The following is a 22849-nucleotide window of genomic DNA, read 5'->3' on the forward strand; positions in this document are numbered from 1 at the left end:
AAATCCTTTTATTCGTAGCTGACGTCAACCAAGACGTTGCTAGTGACAACGCCGCTGACAACTGCGCCCGTATTCTGATAGCGCGCGTAAAACTGATAATCCGTTAAATACTGTGAACTGCTTTTCTCGCTGACGTCGTAAACAACATTTGAACTGCCATCGCTGTTTAAGACGTTAGTTTTAGCGTCCGCAGAAAAAATGACGATACCGACGTTTTGCGCGGCATCCACCGTGGCATCATTTTTGAAAACCTGGTTCTGGTTGCTCCAGAAGCCAGATTGCGGCGTAAAACTGAACATCAGTTGCTTGATACTGCTGTTATCTGCGCAGTCTTCGAGCCGCACGTTAAAAGGTGTGCCGCCAGCATCATCGGTTGGTGCATATTTACTGCTGCCGTCACTATGGTAAAACCATGCCCGTGCAACAGTGGGGAGATAAATCTCCCCTCCGTTTTCCAGACTCAGCTGACAAGTGTTGTTGATGATATTGGCCGTTAGGTTGATATCCAAACCAGCACTTGCCTGGCTTACCCCAGACGCCAGCCCACTCGTCAGGCCCGCAAGCAACACAAGACCGGGCTGGCGAAAAAAGAACGGTAATTGTTGCATGTGCATTACCTGCTTTACGGGTAGGTAACGGTGAAGGTGACCGGTGCGAACGCGGAGCCTGTTTTCACATCACTTATCGTTCTGTCTTGCGCGACAACGATACGTGAATTCATGGGAAACTCGCCGACACCTTCGGTAATAGTCACTTCCTGCGCTGCTGGCGGCCTTTTGCAGCTCAGCATAAGGCCGGTGTCCGCCTCGCCGGACCACACTTCAAAACCTGTGCCCAAGCCAGCCGCAAAGGAATCTCCATTGCTATTTGGGCCAGAGCATCCCCCGCCAGAACCCGGCTTGGCGGCTACAGTGGCGATGTCGACCCCGGAGCAGTTAGTGAATTTAATTTTCAGGGGTTCAATACGTGTTTTATTCGCGATATCGGAGATATAAACATCGCCAAAACCGATTTCTGCGGTTTCTGTCCCCGCTCCATTAACCACGCTAGCGTTACAGGTACCGGTGGTTACCGTTGATGTGAAGGTCATTTGCACGCTGTCGGTGCCGCTAATTGCCGCATTAACCATGCCGGAAAATAAAATGGCAGAAACGGATAAAGCGAGTAATGCTGAGTTAAATTTCATAGGAGTTCTCCGTTATTCTGCGCGAATTAATCGTATTCAAATTCGAATACAGCGGTGGCTTCAAATCTACCCACGGTCAGTGAACTGGCCTTGGTTTCTTGCAGAGAAGCGACCAACGGTACGGATTTATTCGAGATCTCCGTTTCCGTCCAGACCAAACGTTCTGCATCAGCGGTTGAGTTAATGACAAAAGGGGTGGTTGATGCGGTTTGTCGCGCGATGGTGACGGCGGAGTAATCTGAAACGCCAGTGCCTTTCGCCAGTGAGTTGGTTATCCCGGTGAGCAGATAGCCTGACGGCGTACCGGTGACCGTTGTTTTTAATGAGCTGAGCGATGCCGGGCATTCGACGATCACAATCTGGAAATTCGCCGTTGCCGCATTATTTCGCACATCATCGAGTCTAACCTCACCGTTAGCATTGCCTATTGTTAAGGTTTGCACAGTGTCGCTACCCTGACCACCGACTAACTTCATGTTACACGTCGTCTCTAAAATAGTGGCCGTGAAATTAACATCAAGGTTAGTGGAATTAGCAGCAAGCGCGTTTCCAGAGGCTGCCATCGCGACAAAGGCCGCGATGGGAAGACTGAGGCGGTTTCTTTTCATATAAACTCTCATTAGTTTTTCCCTAAACAGGTCATTACATGTGGCAAAGTTGGTTACTTAATACGGGCGTTAGCCCCGCTTTTGCCGTGGTTGCGGTTAACTGATAATGCACCGTACAGGTGCTTTCTTTACCACTGCCCCACACCACGCGAAGTTCGCCTTGTGGGTCTACGCCGCGCACGTAGGCTTGCCCGGCCTGGCCTACGGTACCGACAGTTTCATTTTTCTCGTTAAGGACATCTGCGCCTAAAGGAATAAAACCTTTATCGCTGCGCAGTAATTCCAGAATCAGTGAGCGCCCTTCATTGGTTTCAAAATTGACCAGCACGACGGCACCGCTACGCGGTACGGTAACGGTACTGGTACTTTTGATTTCAACATCGTTTTCCAGCGTGCTGATATCCAGCGACACCCGGTTCTCGCGGTAGGCCGACATATACGGCAAAATGCCGTAGCCTGAGCTGCCGATTTCACTGCTGCTGTAACCTAACCCTGCACCTTTCGCGCCGCTGGCTTTTACCAGCGCGACGGCGTCGCTCTCGCCAATGCTGCCCGGCGCGAACGCTATACCGCCAGAATGCAGCACCATGCCACCGCTGTAGCTGGCGGAATATTGCTGGCTATTGTCGTCGCCAAAAGAAGCGGAAAGCCCTAATGGGCCGTAACTGCTGTTGAGGGAACCAAAGCCGCTCACCTGATTCAGATTGCCGTAATTACCGCTACTGGAGGCGGCACTAACGGAGTAGCTGATGTCGTTATCTTTGGTGTTACCGCTGGCGGTGGAGTTGACGTTAGTACCGCCCTTCATGTCAGAGCGCAGGCCCATGTTGATATTGGAGAAGCCGCCAGAGCGTTCTCCGCTGTGGGAAAACATACTCAGTGGAATACTGAAGCTGACATAGATGCTGTCGTCTTTATTGCCGTTCTGGTCATAGGCGCGTTGTACCGACAGGCTATAGCTGCCGTAGGCAAAACTGTTGTTGTAACCCACGCTATAGTTGGCCGTTGATCCCGCATCATTCCAGTAATCTTGCCATGTTCCGCTGACATACACAGAACCCCAGGCAGTTTCTCCCTGGTTTAAGGGCTGGTTGATACTGACCTGCACCTGGTTTTTGGTGCGCTGGTAATCAGCATAAAGCTCATCACCTGATTGGTAACTTTGCTGGGCGTATTGCCGGTGTTTAACACTGTCTTGCAGAGACGCAGCGTCATTCAGGCTGAGGTAATCTTCGGTGGAAAAGCGATAAGCGGCGACGTTAAACGAGGTATTGGTCGCTTCTATCATTTTGCTGTATGTCAGTCGGTAGCTTTGCCCACTGAGCGTGCCTAGATCATCAATGCTGGCGTGAGATTGCGTCACATCAAAGGCGAATGCGCCAATGCCGGTGTTCATTGCCAGGCCTAATAACCCGGCATAGAAATCCATATCGGTATATTGCGCGCCAATATAGCCGGTAAAGGTGTTGTTCAGGCCATAGTAAAACTGCGCGTAACCCACCTGTGGTTTATCATGCAAAGAATCATCGTTCAGTTCACCGACGCCGATATCCCAACGTGTCGCGCCGGGGCGTAACATTTGGGTGACAGAAGAAAAGGGGACAGAAAAGCTGCGTTTGCTGCCGTCGGTTTCTTCTACGGTAACCAGCAGATCGTTACCGTAGCCCGTGGTGCTGAGGTCGTTAATCTCAAACGCGCCCGGCGGTACGGTCGTTTCGTAGATTTTATTGCCACTTTGCATCACCGTGACTTTGGCGTTGCTGTTGGCTACGCCGCGGATGACGGGCGCATAGTTGCTGGAGCCCATCGGCAGCATGCGATCGTCGTTATACATGCGTGTCCCGCGCAGACTGAAGGAGTCAAACGCATCGCCACGGGTATAGGAATCGCCTATCACCATTTGCGCTTTCAGCGCCGTGATATCTCGCTGTAAATAAACGTCCTGATTGTTGTATTCGCTACCGGTCTCTTTGTTCCAGTTAAGGCTACCTCGGGAACGCAAACGCCACGGCCCCATATTTAAACCGTAACGCAGGCCCATGTAGGCGGTATCGGATGTCGTACCATTGCCTTCACTGTGCCACGCGTTCATATCATAAGAGACGATTGCTGCTGGAACACCATCCTCCCACAGAGAAGGGTCAACATACCCGGCGGGGCGCTTCAGGATATAAATTTGCGGGAAGTTAAGATCCATTGCCTGTTTGCCGGAATCATAAGTTGCCGTAGCTCCAGGGTAGTATTTTTTTATATCCAGGCATGAAGTGTTGTCATCGGCCTCGAAATCATCGCTCATCGAGGTGGGATCAACACCTGCCAGGGTGAGTAAAAGTGGCGTCAGGCACGCGCTGGCGCGCGGCGTACCGTTTTCATTAAAGGTAATTTCAGAGGTGGATTTCAACGCATTGTTAAGGTTTACTTTTACACGATAGGTTCCGGCTAGTACCGGGTTGCCATACGTATACCGGCTAATATCGATATTCGCACCGCTGTTAAGTAAAAATTGCTCGTTAAATTCTACGGCTTCATCTGACTCGACAATGGTTTTAGCTGATTCTGAATTTGCAGCAGAAACAGAAAAAGGGAGCGCAGCGCCAATAGCAAGGCATAGTAATGAGCGTTGAAATAGCATTCTTTATCCGAATAATTGATGTGGGCTATTGTTGCCCACAATATTGAAGCGTAATTATTATTAATTAGTCGATTTTGGCTTCTCGCTTATCTGTACCGCCATTATCATTAATGGTGTTATAGATAACTGTACCACTGGTATTACTCGAAAGATTTTTTACGGGCATGCCTATCCCGCTGAAGGGCAAGACAGATTTACTGTCGACGGTATATTCTTTGCCGCCCACTTTAAATTTAACGTTGGAAATGGAAACATTGTACGGGCTATCATTCTGGGCAAACAGTGAAAACGTATTGCCTTCTTTTTTCTGCGACCATTTTAGATTTTCAGCCGCATCGCCAGGCGTGCCTTTCAGACCATCTGGACGAAAAAATAATTTGATACGCGTGCGAAAGGCGAGTTGAAGTTGATTTAAATTTTCGCCTTCTTTCGCTTTTGATTTTGGCGGGATTTCCAGCACGTTAAACCAAAACAGTGATTCCCGATCCTGAGGTAATGCGCTACCCATATACGTAATGCGTAAGGATTGTCCTTTTTGTGGATCGATACGAGATACCGGGGGAGTAATGACAAATGGCAGTTTTAGCTCCTGAGGATCAACACCGTCACGCCCGTCATCCAACCAGGTTTGCACCAGTAGTGGTTTATTCCCCCGGTTATCCAGATTCACAATCACGTCTTTTGATGACTGCGGGTACACAATACGTGTTCCAGAAATGACGATATCCGCGTTGACCTGGAACGCTGTAAATGCCGAGAAGGCCGCAGCAGCGAAGCCGGTGGCTTTAAATCCCTTTGTAATAACCGTATTGACCATTTTACCCTCCCTGTAGCTACACTTTAAAATCCCCCAGCACAGTCGCTGAGGGATTGGCTAATCTTTTTAAATAAAAGGATTAGTTATAAACAACGGTGAAGGCAACCTGCGCCTGTACTGTCCCTGCCGTTACCGGGCTGCTTTCTGCATTCCACTTCTGGCCCTGGGTGTAGGCTACGCGGTAGAACAGGTCACCGGTACCATCAGCGGAAATAGTGGCTTTCTGCGTGTTGTTAGTCTGGTCAACTTTGATCAGATCGGTAGCGCCGTTGCCGTTGTTAGACAGCACCAGGTTAACGTTTTCTGCCGCACCCTGTAGGTTAGCCGGCGGTACTAACAGGCCACCAGACGTAGAACTGGAACCACCCCAGGAATCAAACTGAGCGGAGGCATCTTTTACCGTTGCGTTATCACATTCGCTCAGGTTCAGAGCGAATTGTTTTTCGCCCAGAGTACTGTTCTCACCCAGCGCGTCCGCAAAGTTTTTAACGAAAACGGTATCCAGATTAACGTCAAAATCGTTACCGTCTTGATCGATTTTATTATCGAGAGAGATTTTACAGGTGTTGTTAGAAACCAGGCCGTGGAAAGTAATTGTACCCGTATCTGAATTCGATGCCATTGCAGAGCCTGCGCTCAAAATCATTGCAACAGCGGCTGCCATACCATATTTTCTAAAAGACATTTCTAATATCCATATTTAGTTTTTAAATATAAACATAAGATATAATTTCATATATCTTATTTTTTGAAATATTGAATTTCGGAGCGTATTTTATAGAGGGCGATGACGAAAGGGAATTGGGAGATTATTAGAAATGCTTTAAGTTCTTTTAAGTATAATTAAAGTGTATTACTTAATAAATAAGATAGATAATAAATAATATTATTTATAGGTTTTAAATACAACTCATCAAAAATATGTTTATCTTGATGAGTTGTATTAGTGGTGAGATCTAGGCGACCTGTACCGGAATGGCTTTTGCAGTACGTTTCATTTCGTTGTCGCCTTCGAAATAGGCCACTTTCGGACGCCATGTACGGGCTTCTTCGTCAGACATAGTGACGAAGCTGGCGATAATCACAATGTCGCCAACTTCAGCACAGTGCGCCGCTGCACCGTTCACCGAGATGATTCTGGAGCCGCGTTCAGCCGCAATGGCATAGGTTGAGAAACGTTTACCATTGGTCACGTTCCAGATATCAATAGCTTCGTTTTCCAGAATACCTGAGGCATCGAGGAAATCCTGGTCGATGGCGCAGGAGCCTTCGTAATGCAGGTCCGCCTGCGTGACTTTTACGCGGTGGAGCTTGCCTTGCAGCATGGTGCGAATCATAACTTCTATACCCTGTCGTTTACCTTGGCTAAGCAGGCGCGACTGGCCTGCTTTGAGAAATCTTCAGGCAGTATTGCCCGATTTTTAACCCCTGTCTACTGGGCTAATGTAACGCTTTGATTATCGATCAGACGAGCCTGACCCAGCCATGCTGCGGCCAGAATCACCGCGCGTTTACTGGTTTCAGTCAACTCCAGCAGCGTGTCGGCATCACGAATTTGAATATCGTCGGCGCGGAAGCCTTTTTCATTCAGTTCTTGTTCGGCAATGGTAATAATTTCTTGCAGCTCACGATTACCCGCAATCAGCTTTTCAGCGATACCGTTCATCACGTTGTGCAGGCCTGGCGCAATTTTACGCTGTTCTGCCGTTAGATACCCGTTACGTGAGCTGAGGGCCAGACCGTCTTTGGCGCGAATAATCGGTACGCCCACGATCTCAATGTCATAACCCATGTCCGCTACCATTTTGCGGATCAGCGCCAGCTGTTGGAAATCTTTTTCACCAAAGCAGGCGATATCGGGTTGGATCAGGTTAAACAACTTGCTGACGATAGTGGAAACACCACGGAAGTGGCCTGGGCGGCTGGCGCCTTCCAGCATGGTAGAGAGGCCGGGAACATCAACGAAAGTCTGGCCTTCCAGACCCTGCGGGTAGATCTCTTCAACGGCCGGAGCAAAGACATAATCGACTTTACGCTTGTTCAGCTTTTCGCAATCTTCCTGCAGGGTGCGTGGATAGCGCACCAGATCGTCTGGTCGGTCAAACTGCATCGGGTTAACGAAAATGCTGACGAACACCACATCAGCCCGCGCTTTTGCTTCATCGACCAGTTTCATATGGCCGTCGTGCAGGTTGCCCATGGTGGGAACCAGTGCGACGCGTTTGCCTTCCTGACGCAGACGACGAATATGCTGGCGCAGCAGCGGCAGGGTTTCAATGATTAACACGACAAGACTCCTTGAGTTGCCTGAGGTACCGTGGGCCGGATAAGACGCGTAGCGTCGTCATCCGGCACGGTCAGAAAATTAGTGGAAGCTGTGCTCTTCACCCGGATAAACGCCGGACTCCACTTCAGCCATATACTGCCGCACTGCGGCGCGCATGTCGCCTGCTTCATTGAGGAAATTCTTCGCAAATTTCGGGATATGGCCACCGGTAATGCCAAAGGCATCATGCATGACGAGGATTTGTCCGTCGGTGACGTTACCGGCGCCGATACCAATCACCGGGATCGACAGCGCTTCAGTGACGCGCTTCGCCAGTTCAACCGGCACGCACTCCAGCACCAGCAACTGAGCGCCAGCGGCTTCTAAGGCCAGCGCATCATCCAGCAGTACCTGCCCGGCGTCGCCGCGGCCCTGAATTTTATAGCCGCCGAAGATATTCACCGACTGGGGCGTTAATCCCAGATGGCCGCAAACCGGCACCGCGCGTTCGGTGAGCATTTTCACCGTATCTACCAGCCAGGCGCCGCCTTCGATTTTGACCATATTAGCGCCCGCGCGCATAACTACCGCAGCGTTTTCAAACGCCTGCTCCGGAGTGGCATAAGCCATAAACGGTAGGTCGGAGAGCAGCAGACAATTCGGTGCGCCGCGACGCACTGCTCGGGTGTGGTAAGCAATGTCTTCAACGGTGACGGGCAGGGTGGAGTCGTGCCCCTGTACCGTCATGCCCAGCGAATCACCGACCAGCATCACGTTGATGCCTTCATCGGCAAACAGCTTAGCGAAGCTGTAGTCGTAGGCGGTGATAGTCGCGAAGCGCTTTTTCTCTTGCTTGCATTTCTGCAGCAGTGAAATAGTGGTGGGTTTCATAACATTTCCTGATGATGAAAGTCATATTTATCGGCATTCTAACAGTCACATTCAGGGGGGCAATTGTTTTAAGCAATCGTTTGGCGCTAAAGCAGTAAACGCTAAAGGGGAGAAGATACTTTACCAGTGTGCAGGTTTTGCAGCACCAAGATGGGTGAGGTGCTGATGCAGGCTGATACCATCTGGAAAGATAAGCTCAGGGGCAATTTCGAATAACGGCCACAGCATAAAACCACGGTTTTTCATGTCGTAGTGCGGTACGGTCAGACGTTCGGTGTTAATCACTTCATCGCCAAACAGCATAATGTCGAGGTCCAGCGTTCGTGGTCCCCAGCGTTCGGCTTTGCGCACCCGACCCTGCTGTAACTCAATGCGTTGGGTGTGATTGAGTAATTCTTCCGGCGCGAGGGTGGTTTCCAGTGCGACGGCGGCGTTCAGGTAATCGGGTTGATCCTGTGGGCCTAATGGTGGCGTACGGTAAAATGAGGAGACAGCCACGATTCGGCTGTCAGGGATTTCCCCGATCGCTTTCACGGCAGCATTAACCTGCTCCAGAGGGGAGGCTAAATTACTGCCGAGGGCGATATATACCCGTCGTTTTTCAAGCTGCATCTGTGTCACCACCTTGATGCGACTCGAAATTTGTTGGGTATACGTGATAGGTCATGCGGAGCCTTCACGGCGTGGCGCGCGTTTACGCGGGCGACGATGGCGACGACGTGCGTCTGGCTCTTCATCCAGCTCGTTCAGCATGCCTTTTTGTTCTGGCGGCGCAGAAACCTGGAATTCACCCCACCATTTCGCCAGTCGCTGCAATTCCGCGTTGTGTTCGACTTCAGCACGCAGCGCTAACAGGTCGTAAGCTGCGCGGAACTTTGGATGCTCCATCAGCTTCCAGGCGCGTTTGCCCTGTCGACGGGACATACGTAACTGCAACTGCCAGATATCGCGGGTCAGTGAGGTCAAACGTTTCGGGATCGCCAGCGAGCGGCAGGCTTCGTCCAGCACGTCGTTCATTGCCAGCGCGAAAGCATCGTAATAGGCCAGACCGCTTTCTTGCGCAATTTTCTGTGCGGCTTCCAGTAACGGATACCAGAACATGGCAGCAAACAAGAACGCCGGGTTAACGCGCATATCATTGTGAATGCGGTTATCGGTATTCTTCAGTACCTGGGCAATGATGCGTTCCATTGGGCTGTCACCGTCTTCGGTGAAGTAGCGCGTAATGGTTGGGAACAGCGGTTGGAACAGGCTGTACTCACGCAGTTTTTTATAGGTTTCGTACCCATAGCCCGCCTGTAACAGCTTGAGCGCTTCTTCAAACAGGCGTGCAGGAGGAATATCGTTAAGCAAGGTTGCCAGACGTGGGATCGGCTCTGCGGTTTCCGGGCTGATACGCATGTCGAGCTTGGCGGCAAAGCGTACGGCGCGCAGCATGCGCACAGGATCTTCGCGATAGCGCGTTTCCGGATTACCGATCAGGCGAATGATGCCCTCTTCGAGATCCTGCATTCCCCCAACGTAATCACGTACGGTGAAATCGGCCACGCTGTAATACAGGCTGTTAATCGTGAAATCGCGACGCTGTGCATCTTCTTCGATGGAGCCGAAGATGTTGTCACGCAGCAGCATACCGTTTTGCCCGCGCTGCGATGTTGTGCGATCGGATTCGCTGCCTTCATGATGGCCGCGGAACGTCGCCACTTCGATAATTTCAGGGCCGAACATGACATGGGCCAGACGGAAACGGCGACCGACCAGGCGACAGTTACGAAACAGTTTGCGCACCTGATCCGGCGTTGCGTTAGTGGTGACATCAAAATCTTTCGGCTTTTTGCCCAGCAAAAGATCGCGTACACCACCGCCAACCAGCCATGCCTCGTATCCGGCCTTATTGAGCCTGTACATTACCTTCAGGGCATTTTCACTGATATCTTTGCGGGAGATAGAGTGCTGCTCACGCGGAATTACCGTCATATGTGGACGGGCGACGGCGAGCTCAGCCTCGCGCTCCTCGCGGCTTAGCACCTTGCGGCAAAAATTAGCGACTCGGGTAAAAATAGTGCACCTCGGTAGTGTCAAACTTCAATCAGAACAAGTGTTGCTGTGTAAAAATAGCGGCTAATCATAGCTCAGCATGATGCATTTGAGAATGCCGGATTTAAGATCGCCGATTCAGGCACCGTTGTCAGACGCCAATTCTCAACGGCAAACTCCAGGATCTGATCAACCTGCATATCCTGCCACGGGATATCGGCACGCTGGCCGAGAAAGCGCAGCGCGGCAATAATCACCGGACGCGGATCGCCTTGCGGCAGCGCAGGTGCATGATTTTGTTTTGAAAGTTTAGCGCCTTGTTCGTTGAGCGCCAGCGGAAGATGAATATAGTCAGGCGCTTGCCAGCCAAACTGCTGATACAAAGAGATTTGCCGCACCGTGGGTTCGATAAGATCGGCGCCGCGTACAATCTCCGTTACGCCCTGAAAGTGGTCATCAACCACCACGGCGAGGTTATAGGCAAACAGCCCGTCGCGACGGTGAATGATAAAATCTTCGCCTGCAACCTGTGGATCTGCCTGAATTTCACCGCGCAGTTGGTCAGTAAACTGCATCACCGGGTGACGTTGCTTTATGCGGACTGCCGCCTGCTCTGGTCCGAGGCGTAACTCACGGCAGTGGCCGTCATAAATACCGCCGACGCTTTGAATACGCGCCCGCGTACAGGTGCAGTAATAGCTCAGATCCTGTTGATGTAACCAGGCGAGCGCCTCGCGGTAGGCATCATGACGTTGGGATTGCCATAAAATATCGCCATCCCAGTGCAGTCCGTAATGTTCCAGCTGACGCAGAATCGTATCTGCAGCACCGGGAACTTCACGAGGGGGGTCAATATCTTCAATGCGTACTCGCCAGATTCCACGCCGGGCACGAGCCTGCAGGTAACTCCCGAGGGCGGCAATTAGTGAGCCGAAATGCAGTTCGCCGGAAGGGGAAGGGGCGAAGCGGCCAATATAGTGTGAATCGCTCATTTTGCGGACTAACAAATAATAAGGCGGGAGAAGCTCCCGCCTGTAGTAAACGTGGTAAAAATGACCGGAATTAACCTGCCATTTGTTTTTCGCGGATTTCTGCCAGCGTTTTACAGTCGATGCACAGATCGGCTGTCGGACGCGCTTCCAGACGGCGAATACCAATTTCTACGCCGCATGATTCGCAGTAGCCGAAATCTTCGTCTTCTACTTTCTTCAGCGTCTTCTCGATCTTTTTGATCAGTTTGCGCTCACGGTCACGGTTACGCAGCTCAAGGCTGAATTCTTCTTCCTGTGCGGCGCGGTCCACCGGATCAGGGAAGTTAGCCGCTTCGTCTTGCATATGAGTTACGGTGCGATCGACTTCATCCCTAAGTTGATTGCGCCATGCCTCAAGAATACGCCTGAAGTGCGACAGCTGGGCTTCGTTCATATACTCTTCGCCCGGTTTCTCCTGGTACGGCTCCACCCCAGCGATGGCGAGAATACTCAGGGACGATGTTTTACGGTTTTGCCCTTCTTGCATGTTGCTTCTCCTTAACACGCACTATCGATCCCCATGTTCGGGGGAAAAATCAGGTCGCTATAAATAGCAGATGCTTTTCCGGATAGCAATTATCTAAACGTAACACTTGACAACCCTGTGAGGAAAAGCGTATTTGCCCACGCGCCCAGAATACTAATTGACCAGATATTTACACCATTACAAGGTAATGGGCAACGGCTCTTTAAGAGTCATACCGTGGGCAGAAAGTTCCGCTTTATAAACCAGAATTTCAACCCCCTTAAGCTGTGCTTCAACTAATAATTGCGCATATTTTGCATCGATATGGCGCGCGGGTGAAAACCGTGTAATGGCTGAATGTAGCACGGCGAAAAATATCACTGCCCGCTTGCCTTCAGCCGCTACGCTCATCAATTCCCGAAGATGCTTCTGACCTCGTTCAGTGATGGCATCGGGAAAATAACCCTGCTCTTTTTCCGCCAACGTGACTGATTTCACTTCAATATAGCAGTCAGGTCGGGAATCTGCCTGTAACAAAAAGTCGATGCGGCTCCCTTCGGCGCCGTATTTTACTTCACTTTTCAAAGTACTGTAGCCTGAAACTTCCGAAATTAACGCCTGCTGAATCGCCTCTTTCGTTAATCTGTTGGCCCACAGCGTGTTAACACAAATAAATTCACCGGATTGGGTTTGCGTTAATTCCCAGGTATGTGGATATTTGCGTTTAGTATTTTCTGATGTCGAATACCAAACGGTGTCACCTGGCATTGCGCATCCGGTCATCGCACCGGTATTTGGGCAGTGTAGCGTTAACTCAGTGCCATCGGGTGTGATCACATCCGCTAAAAAGCGCTTATAGCGCTGAATGAGCGTTGCAGGTTGTAAAGGTGGAGAAAATTGCATAAGCAGTCCCTTTAATTATTCAGTCAGCGTCCAGCGTTGCAGCGGCGTATAACGCGTGCGTCCTCGTGAAAATGAGGAGGAGTAAAGTGCGAACTCCGTTACCGGAAATGACCAGCCAAAGCCCGGTGGAGGGATTGGAATCGCGTGACCGGCATCGCGCAGCAGCGTGATATGTGGGTGAAACGGCTGCGGGCTTTGATAGCACCCGCTACGCGCTGCCTGCGCCCGTAGCATATTCGCCAGTTGCAGCAACCCGCGCGGCGGCTGACGCATACCCAGCCACACGACCCTGGAGCGCAGCCATTGCCCGGCATCATCGAATTTGAGCGTGAAACCTGGCTGGCGAATACGCCCCGCGAGCTGCGACAGCGCCTGTTGCTTCTCAGCGCTGACGTCGCCTAAAAAGGCCAGCGTCAGATGCAGATTATCAGCCGCGACGGGGCGACCCGCTTCAGGGGGGAACTGCGCGGCCCGCCAGTGGATTAGCTGCTCCCGAACCCCGGCTGGCAATTCAATCGCAAAGAACAGCCTTTTTGGCTCAGACATGATGGATACTCGGTTATGAATTAACGCGATGCTACAATGCAGCGCGAAGAATGTTAACCCTCTGGAGCCATTTGTGACGTTGTTGCCCGTTGCTGCCGTAGTGCCTGAACTGCTTACCGCCCTTGATGCCTCGCCGCAGGTTCTGCTGACGGCGCCGACCGGTGCCGGGAAATCGACCTGGCTGCCGTTGCGACTTCTTGAGCATTGCGGTATCACGGGGCGGATTATTTTGCTGGAGCCGCGCCGCCTGGCAGCGCGCAATGTGGCGCAACGATTAGCGGAATTGCTGAACGAAAAGCCAGGTGAAACTGTGGGCTATCGCATGCGCGCACAAAGTTGCGTAGGGCCGCAGACCCGGCTGGAAGTGGTAACAGAGGGCGTCCTGACGCTGATGATCCAACGCGATCCTGAACTGACAGGCGTCGGGCTGGTGATCCTCGACGAATTTCACGAACGGAGTTTACAGGCTGATCTGGCGCTGGCGCTATTGCTGGATGTGCAGCAAGGGCTGCGGGACGATCTGAAACTGTTGATTATGTCCGCCACTCTGGATAACGGGCGTTTGCAGCAGATGTTGCCCGATGCGCCGACGATCGTTTCTGAAGGCCGCGCATTTCCCGTTGAGCGGCGGTATCTGCCGTTGGCGGCGCATTTGCGTTTTGATGAAGCGGTGGCGATAGCGACGGCGGAGCTATTGCGCCATGAAAGCGGGTCACTGCTGCTATTTTTACCGGGTGTGGGCGAAATCCTGCGTGTACAGGAGCAGCTGGCTACGCGTGTAGGCAGCGATGTTGTGCTGTGTCCACTGTACGGCGCGTTAACGCTTTCCGAGCAGCGTCAGGCGATTGTGCCCGCGCCGCAAGGCAAACGCAAAGTGGTGCTGGCCACCAATATTGCTGAAACCAGCTTGACGATCGAAGGCATCCGACTGGTGGTGGACTGCGCCCAGGAACGCGTGGCGCGCTATGACGTGCGTACCGGTCTGACGCGACTGATTACCCAGCGCATCAGCCAGGCTTCGATGACTCAGCGCGCGGGACGTGCGGGTCGTCTGGAGCCCGGTATTTGCCTGCATCTGCTTGCCAAAGAGCAGGCAGAAAGAGCGGCAGCGCAGGGGGAAGCGGAGATATTGCAGAGCGATCTGTCCGGGCTACTGATGGAGTTGCTGCAATGGGGATGTACCGAACCTGAACAACTGAACTGGCTGGATACGCCGCCCGCCATCAACCTGCAGGCGGCAAAACGGCTGTTGCAGATGCTGGGCGCGCTTGAGGGCGACAGGCTCAGTGCCCGCGGGCAGAAAATGGCGGCATTGGGTAACGATCCTCGTTTAGCGGCGATGCTGGTCGGTGCCAAAAATAATACCGAAGCGGCTACGGCGGCAAAACTGGCCGCGATTCTGGAAGAGCCGCCGCGCGGCGGAAGTACCGATCTGACCGTGGCGTTTTCACGAAATCAGCCCGCCTGGCAGCAGCGCAGTCAACAGTTGCTGAAACGGCTTAACGTTAGCAGCGGGCAGCCCGACAGCACGCTGCTCCCCTCATTGCTGGCGCGGGCGTTTGCAGATCGGATCGCGCGTCGACGCGGGCAGGAAGGGCGCTATCAACTGGCGAATGGCATGGGCGCCATGCTGGATGCCGATGATGCCTCAGGACGCCATGAATGGCTGATAGCGCCACTTTTGTTGCAGGGCAGCGCTTCGCCAGACGCGCGTATCTTGCTGGCTCTGCCGCTGGATATCGAGTCGCTGATGCAGGCATGTCCTGAGCTGCTACAACAGTCCGACACCATCGAATGGGATGAAACCCAGGGAACGTTAAAGGCATTGCGTCGGTCGCGCATTGGTCAGCTCACGGTAAAAGTACAGCCATTGGCCAAACCCTCGGAAGAGGAGTTGCATCAGGCGATGTTGAATGGCATTCGCGATAAAGGGCTAAGTGTGCTCAACTGGACGCCGGAAGCCGAGCAGTTTCGACTGCGTCTGCAATGTGCGGCAAACTGGTTGCCAGAATACGACTGGCCCGCGGTAGATGAGGATTCTCTGCTGGCGTCGCTGGAGACCTGGCTGCTGCCGCACATGAGCGGTGTGCACTCGTTACGCGCATTAAAAGCACTCAATGTGGGACAGGCGTTGCGCGGTTTACTGGACTGGTCAATGTTGCAACGTCTGGATAGTGAGCTGCCTGCGCATTACACTGTGCCGACGGGAAGCCGGATTGCCATTCGCTATCATGAGGATAATCCTCCAGTATTGGCGGTTCGGATGCAGGAAATGTTTGGTGAAGCAAAGACTCCAACCATTGCCCAGGGGCGCGCGCCGCTGGTGCTGGAGCTGCTGTCTCCAGCCCAAAGACCGCTACAGGTGACGAGCGATCTGAGCGCGTTCTGGCAGGGATCGTACCGCGAGGTGCAAAAAGAGATGAAAGGGCGTTATCCCAAACATGTCTGGCCGGACGATCCGGCGAATACCGCGCCAACGCGGCGCACCAAAAAGTATTCGTAATGTAACTTTAGGCCGGATAAGGCGTTATGCCGCATCCGGCGAAAGAGCGGTAATAATTGAGAGATTTCTTCTTCTGTCGCAGGACGGAAGAACAGAGAATCGGGCCCTTGCGCCTGAATGTTGCGGAGAAAAAGCATGGCGGGGAATGACCGCGAGCCAATTGGACGTAAAGGAAAACCCTCGCGTCCGGTGAAACAAAAGGTGAGCCGTCGTCAACTCAGAGATGATGAGTATGACGACGATTATGATGATGATGACTATGAGGATGAAGAACCGATGCCGCGTAAGGGTAAAGGCAAAGGGCGTAAGCCTCGTGGTAAGCGCGGCTGGTTCTGGCTGCTGGTAAAACTGTCGATTGTCTTTTTGGTGCTGATTGCCATTTACGGCGTTTATCTGGACCAAAAAATCCGTAGCCGTATTGATGGCAAAGTCTGGCAGCTTCCTGCGGCAGTTTATGGCCGTATGGTTAACCTTGAGCCAGAAATGCCTATCGGCAAAAACGAGATGGTGAAGCTGCTGGAGGCCACGCAGTATCGTCAGGTGACGAAGATGACGCGTCCGGGCGAATTTACCGTGCAGGCGAAGAGCATCGAGATGATTCGCCGTCCGTTTGATTTCCCGGACAGCAAAGAAGGGCAGGTGCGTGCGCGTCTGACCTTTGACGGCGATCATCTGGACACCATCGAGAATATGGATAACAACCGCCAGTTCGGTTTCTTCCGTCTCGATCCGCGTCTGATCACCATGCTCTCTTCACCTAACGGTGAGCAGCGCCTGTTTGTTCCGCGTAGCGGCTTCCCGGATCTGCTGGTGGACACGCTGCTGGCGACCGAAGATCGTCATTTCTATGAGCATGACGGTATCAGTCTCTATTCCATTGGCCGTGCGGTGCTGGCGAACCTGACAGCTGGTCGTACGGTACAGGGGGCCAGTACGCTGACTCAGCAGCTGGTGAAAAACCTGTTTCTGTCCAGCGAACGTTCCTACTGGCGTAAGGCCAACGAAGCCTATATGGCGCTGATCATGGATGCGCGTTACAGCAAAGACCGCATTCTTGAGCTGTACATGAACGAAGTCTATCTCGGCCAAAGCGGTGATAACGAGATTCGCGGCTTCCCGCTGGCGAGCCTCTATTATTTCGGTCGTCCGGTAGAAGAGCTGAGCCTCGACCAGCAGGCGCTGCTGGTGGGGATGGTTAAAGGGGCGTCGATCTACAACCCGTGGCGTAACCCGAAACTGGCGCTGGAGCGTCGTAACCTGGTTCTGCGTTTGCTGCAACAGCAGCAGATTATCGACCAGGATCTGTATGACATGCTGAGTGCGCGTCCGTTAGGCGTACAGCCGCGTGGTGGGGTGATCTCCCCGCAGCCTGCCTTTATGCAGATGGTGCGTCAGGAGCTCCAGGCGAAGCTGGGCGATAAAGTTAAAGATCTCTCCGGCGTGAAGATTTTCACCACCTTTGATTCCGTGGCGCAGGACGCCGCAGAAAAAGCGGCGGTGGAAGGCATTCCGGTACTGAAGAAACAGCGTAAGCTGAGCGATCTGGAAACCGCGATTGTGGTTGTTGACCGCTTTAGCGGCGAAGTTCGCGCCATGGTCGGCGGAGCAGAACCGCAGTTTGCGGGCTATAACCGTGCGATGCAGGCGCGTCGTTCGATTGGTTCTCTGGCCAAGCCTGCGACCTATCTGACCGCGCTCAGCCAGCCGAAGTTGTACCGCTTGAATACCTGGATTGCCGATGCGCCGATTGCGCTGCGTCAGCCGAACGGCCAGGTGTGGTCACCGCAGAACGATGACCGTCGCTATAGCGAAAGCGGTAAAGTGATGCTGGTGGATGCGTTAACGCGTTCAATGAACGTGCCAACGGTAAATCTGGGGATGGCGCTGGGCCTGCCTGCTGTAACCGATACCTGGTTGAAGCTGGGGGCGCCGAAAGATCAGCTTAACCCGGTTCCGGCCATGCTGCTGGGGGCGTTGAACCTGACGCCAATCGAAGTGGCGCAGGCATTCCAGACTATCGCCAGCGGCGGGAACCGCGCGCCGCTGTCGGCGCTGCGTTCGGTGATTGCCGAAGATGGAACCGTACTGTACCAGAGTTTCCCACAGGCCGAGCGTGCCGTTCCGGCGCAAGCAGCGTATATGACGCTGTGGACTATGCAGCAGGTGGTTCAGCGTGGTACAGGTCGCCAGCTTGGCGCGAAGTATCCGGGTCTGCATCTGGCAGGGAAAACCGGGACCACCAACAACAACGTGGATACCTGGTTTGCTGGGATCGACGGCAGCCAGGTGACCATCACTTGGGTGGGCCGCGATAATAACCAGCCAACCAAGCTGTACGGTGCCAGCGGCGCGATGTCGATTTATCAGCGTTATCTGGCCAACCAGACGCCAACACCGCTGGTGTTGACGCCGCCGGAGGATGTGGTGGATATGGGCGTAGACTACGACGGTAACTTCGTTTGTAGCGGCGGGATGCGCACGCTTCCTGTATGGACCACCGATCCGGATTCACTGTGTCAGCAAGGTGAGATGCTGCAGCAGTCGGGTAATCCGTTCGATCAATCTTCTCAGCAGCCGCAGCAACAGCAGCCTCAACAGCAGCAACCGCCGCAGCAAGAGAAGAAGGACGGCGATGGCGTAGCCGGTTGGATTAAAGAGATGTTTGGTAGTAATTAATTCAGTAGTAAATTAGACCTAAACACCCGCTATTAGCGGGTGTTTTTATTTCTGGGTAAAATGAGTTTTATTTTTCCATGATGTAATTGTATTGATTTAATTTTAATTAAGAACAGATTAAGTAAAATAAATGTTTGCAAAAAACATTGGAAATTAAATAGTTAACTTCTTTTATGATGTGTGAAAAATTGCAGGCTATAGACAGTCTCTCCGGTGGTTTGATTTAATCCGCGAGTGAACACTATACACGATTCATTGTATTGATTTGATGAAGGGATTTCAGAAGATCATGTTTTTTGCATATCTTTATTCTTTTCTCTCCGTGCTCACCCTCAATATTTCTCACCAGTAATTTATTATTGGCAATGGGACTTTGTCATTCAATCGTTCTGATTAAGGGATTCTAATGAATAAAAAGCTTCTTACTGTGCTGATGGCCGGAAGCCTGATTGCCGCTGTAAATACTTCTGCATTTGCAGAAGATACGGGTAAGGTAGAGTTTTCTGGCCGTATTGTTGCCGACACTTGCGTTATTGATGTCGATGGCGCAGGAGCAAATACCGTGGTTACTTTTGCGGATGCTTATCCGGATAATTTTGATGGTGATGGGACCCCTGGCCCGACAAAAGATTTCCAGATTTCTCTGGCTAAATGTGACCCTGCCATAGCAAGTTTAAACCTGAGGTTCAGTGGTGACACTACTGACGGCGAGAATTTACGCCTGAAGAACGACCTTAGTGATGCGAGTGCTGCAACAAATGTAGGTATTACCGTAACCAATAATAATGGTGGTAATACTGACGTTGTGTTTGATGACTCCGTTCCGGTATCAACCACGGATGTGGTGAATACTGGCGATGAAGCAACACCTTCTATTTTCAACTATACCGCGAAAGTGCTTCAGATTGGTGATGAAAAACCGACTGCAGGTAAATATCACGCCTCCGCGAATTTTACCGTGTTCTATCGTTAAGTATGACAGGCAGCCCTTCAGGGCTGCCTGACCAGGGAGTATTGCGGGTGAAATTATATGCGCGAATTTGTTTTGCCATCATTGGGCTTATTGCCATAAATGCACAGGCCAGCATTGTCCTGGGAGGAACTAGAATCATTTACCCGGAGAATAAAAAAGAAGTACAGATATCTATTAAGAATAAAGAAGATGCCAATAAATATCTGATACAAAGCTGGGTAACAAAGACAGATAACACAAAAGCGCCTTTTATTATCACTCCGCCGATTTATAAAATGGATGCTAATGGCCAGGCTCTGCTGCATATCGTCTTTATTGGCGATAAAGGATCTCTACCACAAGACCGTGAATCGATGTTTGTTGCCAACTTTAAATCTGTTTCGGCTATGCCTGATGAATTAAAAGATAAAAATACGTTGCAGTTTGCGATGAAAACACAGCTGAAACTTTTTTGGCGGCCAGTGGGTCTTAAAGAATCGGCCGCTGTCGGTGCGTGGGAAAAATTACGGTTTAGCCGTCAGGGTTCTCAATTAACCGCAAAAAATCCAACGCCATTTCATATTTCGTTATTAGAACTCTCTGTTGGCGGAAAGCAGGTAAAACCTCTCGCAGACAGTTCTGTACCTGAGTCATTGTCAATGACGGTTCCTCCCTTTGGGGAACAGATATTTTCAATACCTGCAGCTGCAGTAGGTGATGTGTCATGGGCTGCAGTGAATGACTATGGTGCTGCAACGGTGAAAAAGCGCCAACAACTATAAACGCAATGACGCGTATGGGTAAAAATTAAAGGGACTTTATTATATGCAGCCTTATCCTTTGCGATCTTGCCGACTCTTTTTGCTCAACAGCATTACGCTGGCATTATGCTCATTTTTGCACCCAGCGAGTGCTGAAGATGAATTCAATTTGCATATTCTGGAACTCGGTACACCGTTAGAGAATACGTCAATACTGGAAACCTTTTTGCAAAATAATGGGTTACAACCAGGGACTTATTTGACTGAAGTGATGTGGGATTATGATCGCATTGATAAGCGAAATATTACTTACGTACTATCACAGGATAAGACGCAATTACTCCCGCAGTTCAGCAAAGGGGATCTCAGAGAGCTGGGGGTGAAGGTCGATAGCCTTCCCGGCTTGAAATCATTGGCTGATACGGCTCCAGTTGGCGACATCGCCCAGTACATATCGGGAGCAAAGTTTGATTTTCAACTCGATAGCCAAACTCTTTTCGTGCGGATCCCGCAAATTTATCGCGACCAGCAAGTCGCTGGCGCTATCCCTATTAAAGACTGGGACGATGGCATTCCTGCGGCATGGAGCAGCTATTACATTAGCGGCAACCGCCAGCAAGTAAATGGCGAGAACGATAACTCGAACTGGGCAAGCCTTAATTCCGGTCTAAATCTTGGCGCCTGGCGGCTTCGTAATTCAAGTACCTACAGCAATTCGGATGGCTGGGATGCGATCAGCACCACGCTGGAGCGGGATATTAAATTTCTGCAAAGCCAGCTTGAAATTGGCCAGACATATACCAACGGCGAACTGTTTGACAGCGTACAGATGACAGGGGTGAAGCTGGAAACCGATACAAGCATGTTACCCAATAGCTTACAAGGGTTTGCGCCTGTTGTGCGCGGAATTGCCAATAGCGATGCAAAAGTAACGATTAAGCAAAATGGCTACACGATTTATCAGACTTATGTCTCCAGCGGCCCCTTTGAAATCAGAGATCTCAGTCAGGTAACAGCAGGGTCAGATCTACAAGTTACCGTTAAAGAGGCTGATGGAAGCGAGCATTCGTTTATTCAGGCAAGCGCTTCGGTACCCATCTTACAGCGTGAAGGTGCGCTGAAATATAGCCTTGCTGGTGGAAAATACCGCGATAGCGATAACGGCGAGGAACCTGGGTTTGGTCAGGCGACGGTAATCTACGGCATGCCTCATGGCATTACGCTGTATGGCGGAGCGCTCGAAGCATCAATTTATCGTGCCGGTCTGGTCGGGGCGGGGGCCGATCTCGGTGAGCTTGGTTCTGTGTCTGTAGATGTTACTGCGGCCAGAACTCAGTTTGACGATGGGCGTGGTAATGCCAATGGTTTATCCTGGCGTGCACAATATTCCAAAGACTTTTCTGCAACAGATACCACGGTGACGCTGGCCAGTTACCGTTATTCCACTTCTGGTTTTTATACCTTCCAGGAAGCACTCGATCAGCGCGATAGAGGTGAAGATGATGGAATCTACAATTACCGTAAAACAAACAACCGTCGTAGCCGATTACAGTTGAGTATGTCGCAATCATTGGGCTCTGTAGGGTCTGTGTATATCAATGGTTATCAACAAGATTACTGGGATATGAGTGGGCATGAGCGCAGTGCCAGTATGGGATTCAGCTCCAGTTGGCAGGACATCACCTGGTCTGTGAACTATAGCCTGACAAAAACACCAAACAGCGATAATGACCAGCAGGTTGCATTTTCCGTCAATATTCCCTTGTCACGTTGGCTGTCAAACAGTTGGGCGACCTATAACCTAAACAGCGCTAAAAATGGCAATACCGTGCATCAGGTTGGGATTGGCGGGACTGCGCTGGAAGATAACAACTTAAGTTATAACCTGCAGCAAAGCTATACCGATCACGATACTGGATATGGTGCGAGCATGACGGGGCGTTATCGTGGCTCATACGGTGAAATTGGGGCGAACTATAGCTATGCCAAAGATAGCAAACAGTGGAACTACAGCGCGCAAGGATCCGTCGTCGCACATCCTTATGGTATTACGCTGGGGCAATCTGTCCAGGATGCTTTTGCTATTGTCCATATTGACGAGGGAGCAGATGTTAAGGTCCAGAATATGCAAGGTATTTACACTGACTACTGGGGAAATGCGGTCGTACCATATCTAACTAATTATCGTCGTAATACCGTCACGGTGAACAGCGGGGAACGCGACGATCTGGATATCGAAAAACCGGCCAAAGATGTCGTACCTACGAAAGGGGCAGTTGTCGCAGCTAATTTCTCTGCCCGCCAGGGTATTCGCGCCTTATTAACACTTCACCATGGATCGAGTTTTGTGCCTTTCGGCGCGGTACTGTCAATTGAGGGGGGCTCCTCAATAGTCGGAGATGGTGGCGAAGTTTATCTGACCGGTTTGAAAGGTAATGTACCGTTTAAAGTACAGTGGGGTAGTGCTCCAGAACAGCGCTGTGAAGGAAATGCGCAGATCCCAGACGATATCGAGTCCTCTATTTACCAGGCTGCGGTTGAGTGTCGATAGTGTAAAGGGAAAACATAAAATGG

Annotated in this window: 19 protein-coding genes and 2 pseudogenes; 5 read left to right on the forward strand and 16 right to left on the reverse strand. The window is 51.4% G+C overall.

Translation table 11 applies throughout. The features are described from left to right. Positions 1 to 8: 8 nt before the first annotated feature. The 16 genes and pseudogenes from OGY68_RS02545 to thpR all read right to left on the reverse strand — a co-directional run bounded on the left by OGY68_RS02545 (position 9) and on the right by thpR (position 13383). Positions 9 to 608 carry a fimbrial-like protein gene (locus OGY68_RS02545; protein ID WP_057067424.1) on the reverse strand — a complete coding sequence of 200 codons (600 nt, stop codon included), beginning with the start codon at positions 606 to 608 and terminating at the stop codon, positions 9 to 11. A gap of 14 nt (positions 609 to 622) precedes the next feature. Beyond that, positions 623 to 1186, reverse strand: a complete 564-nt coding sequence (locus tag OGY68_RS02550; RefSeq protein WP_057067425.1) for a fimbrial protein — start codon at positions 1184 to 1186, stop codon at positions 623 to 625. Positions 1187 to 1212: 26 nt separating this feature from the next. Beyond that, entirely contained in the window at positions 1213 to 1794 is a 582-nt protein-coding gene (locus OGY68_RS02555; RefSeq protein WP_057067426.1) for a fimbrial protein, read from the reverse strand. 34 nt (positions 1795 to 1828) lie between these two features. Beyond that, positions 1829 to 4411, reverse strand: a pseudogene (locus OGY68_RS02560) (outer membrane usher protein); the annotation flags it as partial. Next, positions 4387 to 4467, reverse strand: a pseudogene (locus OGY68_RS22900) (hypothetical protein); the annotation flags it as partial. The pseudogenes OGY68_RS22900 and OGY68_RS02560, both read right to left, overlap by 25 nt. A gap of 23 nt (positions 4468 to 4490) precedes the next feature. Beyond that, positions 4491 to 5243: a fimbrial chaperone gene (locus tag OGY68_RS02565; RefSeq protein WP_057067428.1), complete on the reverse strand. Its 753-nt coding sequence runs from the start codon at positions 5241 to 5243 to the stop codon at positions 4491 to 4493. 79 nt (positions 5244 to 5322) lie between these two features. Further along, positions 5323 to 5928: a fimbrial protein gene (locus tag OGY68_RS02570; RefSeq protein WP_057067429.1), complete on the reverse strand. Its 606-nt coding sequence runs from the start codon at positions 5926 to 5928 to the stop codon at positions 5323 to 5325. A gap of 271 nt (positions 5929 to 6199) precedes the next feature. Continuing rightward, positions 6200 to 6580, reverse strand: coding sequence for an aspartate 1-decarboxylase (gene panD, locus OGY68_RS02575; protein ID WP_000621526.1), 381 nt, complete (start codon positions 6578 to 6580; stop codon positions 6200 to 6202). A gap of 95 nt (positions 6581 to 6675) precedes the next feature. Next, positions 6676 to 7530 carry a pantoate--beta-alanine ligase gene (gene panC / locus OGY68_RS02580; protein ID WP_008786233.1) on the reverse strand — a complete coding sequence of 285 codons (855 nt, stop codon included), beginning with the start codon at positions 7528 to 7530 and terminating at the stop codon, positions 6676 to 6678. 78 nt (positions 7531 to 7608) lie between these two features. Further along, the gene (panB, locus tag OGY68_RS02585; protein ID WP_057066628.1) at positions 7609 to 8400 is read right to left on the reverse strand and encodes a 3-methyl-2-oxobutanoate hydroxymethyltransferase; all 792 of its coding nucleotides are present in this window, start codon (positions 8398 to 8400) and stop codon (positions 7609 to 7611) included. A 120-nt stretch (positions 8401 to 8520) separates the two neighbouring features. Then, positions 8521 to 9012 carry a 2-amino-4-hydroxy-6-hydroxymethyldihydropteridine diphosphokinase gene (gene folK / locus OGY68_RS02590; RefSeq protein WP_003829228.1) on the reverse strand — a complete coding sequence of 164 codons (492 nt, stop codon included), beginning with the start codon at positions 9010 to 9012 and terminating at the stop codon, positions 8521 to 8523. A 51-nt stretch (positions 9013 to 9063) separates the two neighbouring features. Continuing rightward, entirely contained in the window at positions 9064 to 10461 is a 1398-nt protein-coding gene (pcnB, locus tag OGY68_RS02595) for a polynucleotide adenylyltransferase PcnB (RefSeq protein ID WP_204192014.1), read from the reverse strand. Between the two features lie 71 nt (positions 10462 to 10532). Continuing rightward, positions 10533 to 11429 (reverse strand): tRNA glutamyl-Q(34) synthetase GluQRS, encoded by an 897-nt coding sequence (gene gluQRS, locus OGY68_RS02600; RefSeq protein WP_057066630.1) that lies wholly within the window; start codon positions 11427 to 11429, stop codon positions 10533 to 10535. A 70-nt stretch (positions 11430 to 11499) separates the two neighbouring features. Continuing rightward, a complete protein-coding gene (dksA, locus tag OGY68_RS02605; RefSeq protein WP_003829221.1) occupies positions 11500 to 11955 on the reverse strand; it encodes an RNA polymerase-binding protein DksA in 456 nt (151 codons plus the stop codon). Positions 11956 to 12132: 177 nt separating this feature from the next. Beyond that, positions 12133 to 12837 carry a DNA/RNA nuclease SfsA gene (gene sfsA / locus OGY68_RS02610; protein ID WP_048214903.1) on the reverse strand — a complete coding sequence of 235 codons (705 nt, stop codon included), beginning with the start codon at positions 12835 to 12837 and terminating at the stop codon, positions 12133 to 12135. Between the two features lie 15 nt (positions 12838 to 12852). Further along, positions 12853 to 13383, reverse strand: a complete 531-nt coding sequence (thpR, locus tag OGY68_RS02615; RefSeq protein WP_057066631.1) for an RNA 2',3'-cyclic phosphodiesterase — start codon at positions 13381 to 13383, stop codon at positions 12853 to 12855. A gap of 73 nt (positions 13384 to 13456) precedes the next feature. Here thpR and hrpB point away from each other — a divergent pair, with 73 nt between their 5' ends. The 5 genes from hrpB (at position 13457) to OGY68_RS02640 (ending at position 22826) form a co-directional block, all read left to right on the forward strand. After that, on the forward strand, positions 13457 to 15886 hold the full coding sequence (gene hrpB / locus OGY68_RS02620; RefSeq protein ID WP_057066632.1) for an ATP-dependent helicase HrpB: 2430 nt from the start codon (positions 13457 to 13459) through the stop codon (positions 15884 to 15886). 135 nt (positions 15887 to 16021) lie between these two features. Beyond that, positions 16022 to 18562, forward strand: a complete 2541-nt coding sequence (gene mrcB, locus OGY68_RS02625) for a bifunctional glycosyl transferase/transpeptidase (protein ID WP_008786249.1) — start codon at positions 16022 to 16024, stop codon at positions 18560 to 18562. A gap of 406 nt (positions 18563 to 18968) precedes the next feature. Then, positions 18969 to 19535, forward strand: coding sequence for a fimbrial protein (locus OGY68_RS02630; RefSeq protein WP_286616819.1), 567 nt, complete (start codon positions 18969 to 18971; stop codon positions 19533 to 19535). Positions 19536 to 19582: 47 nt separating this feature from the next. Further along, the gene (locus OGY68_RS02635; RefSeq protein WP_057066634.1) at positions 19583 to 20296 is read left to right on the forward strand and encodes a fimbrial biogenesis chaperone; all 714 of its coding nucleotides are present in this window, start codon (positions 19583 to 19585) and stop codon (positions 20294 to 20296) included. 43 nt (positions 20297 to 20339) lie between these two features. Then, complete coding sequence (locus OGY68_RS02640) at positions 20340 to 22826, forward strand: fimbria/pilus outer membrane usher protein (protein WP_057066636.1); 2487 nt, start codon at positions 20340 to 20342, stop codon at positions 22824 to 22826. Positions 22827 to 22849: the final 23 nt, after the last annotated feature.

Origin of the sequence: Citrobacter sp. Cpo065, from assembly GCF_030332805.1 — a bacterium.
Classification (GTDB): Bacteria; Pseudomonadota; Gammaproteobacteria; order Enterobacterales; family Enterobacteriaceae; genus Citrobacter; species Citrobacter portucalensis.

Coding starts and splice junctions, on each gene's coding strand:
- OGY68_RS02565 (WP_057067428.1), bottom strand. CDS start 5,243: ATGGTCAATACGGTTATTACAAAGGGATTTAAAGCCACCGGCTTCGCT.
- sfsA (WP_048214903.1), bottom strand. CDS start 12,837: ATGCAATTTTCTCCACCTTTACAACCTGCAACGCTCATTCAGCGCTAT.
- OGY68_RS02630 (WP_286616819.1), top strand. CDS start 18,969: ATGAATAAAAAGCTTCTTACTGTGCTGATGGCCGGAAGCCTGATTGCC.
- panB (WP_057066628.1), bottom strand. CDS start 8,400: ATGAAACCCACCACTATTTCACTGCTGCAGAAATGCAAGCAAGAGAAA.
- OGY68_RS02550 (WP_057067425.1), bottom strand. CDS start 1,186: ATGAAATTTAACTCAGCATTACTCGCTTTATCCGTTTCTGCCATTTTA.
- panD (WP_000621526.1), bottom strand. CDS start 6,580: ATGATTCGCACCATGCTGCAAGGCAAGCTCCACCGCGTAAAAGTCACG.
- OGY68_RS02555 (WP_057067426.1), bottom strand. CDS start 1,794: ATGAAAAGAAACCGCCTCAGTCTTCCCATCGCGGCCTTTGTCGCGATG.
- folK (WP_003829228.1), bottom strand. CDS start 9,012: ATGCAGCTTGAAAAACGACGGGTATATATCGCCCTCGGCAGTAATTTA.
- dksA (WP_003829221.1), bottom strand. CDS start 11,955: ATGCAAGAAGGGCAAAACCGTAAAACATCGTCCCTGAGTATTCTCGCC.
- OGY68_RS02570 (WP_057067429.1), bottom strand. CDS start 5,928: ATGTCTTTTAGAAAATATGGTATGGCAGCCGCTGTTGCAATGATTTTG.
- OGY68_RS02640 (WP_057066636.1), top strand. CDS start 20,340: ATGCAGCCTTATCCTTTGCGATCTTGCCGACTCTTTTTGCTCAACAGC.
- OGY68_RS02545 (WP_057067424.1), bottom strand. CDS start 608: ATGCAACAATTACCGTTCTTTTTTCGCCAGCCCGGTCTTGTGTTGCTT.
- mrcB (WP_008786249.1), top strand. CDS start 16,022: ATGGCGGGGAATGACCGCGAGCCAATTGGACGTAAAGGAAAACCCTCG.
- thpR (WP_057066631.1), bottom strand. CDS start 13,383: ATGTCTGAGCCAAAAAGGCTGTTCTTTGCGATTGAATTGCCAGCCGGG.
- gluQRS (WP_057066630.1), bottom strand. CDS start 11,429: ATGAGCGATTCACACTATATTGGCCGCTTCGCCCCTTCCCCTTCCGGC.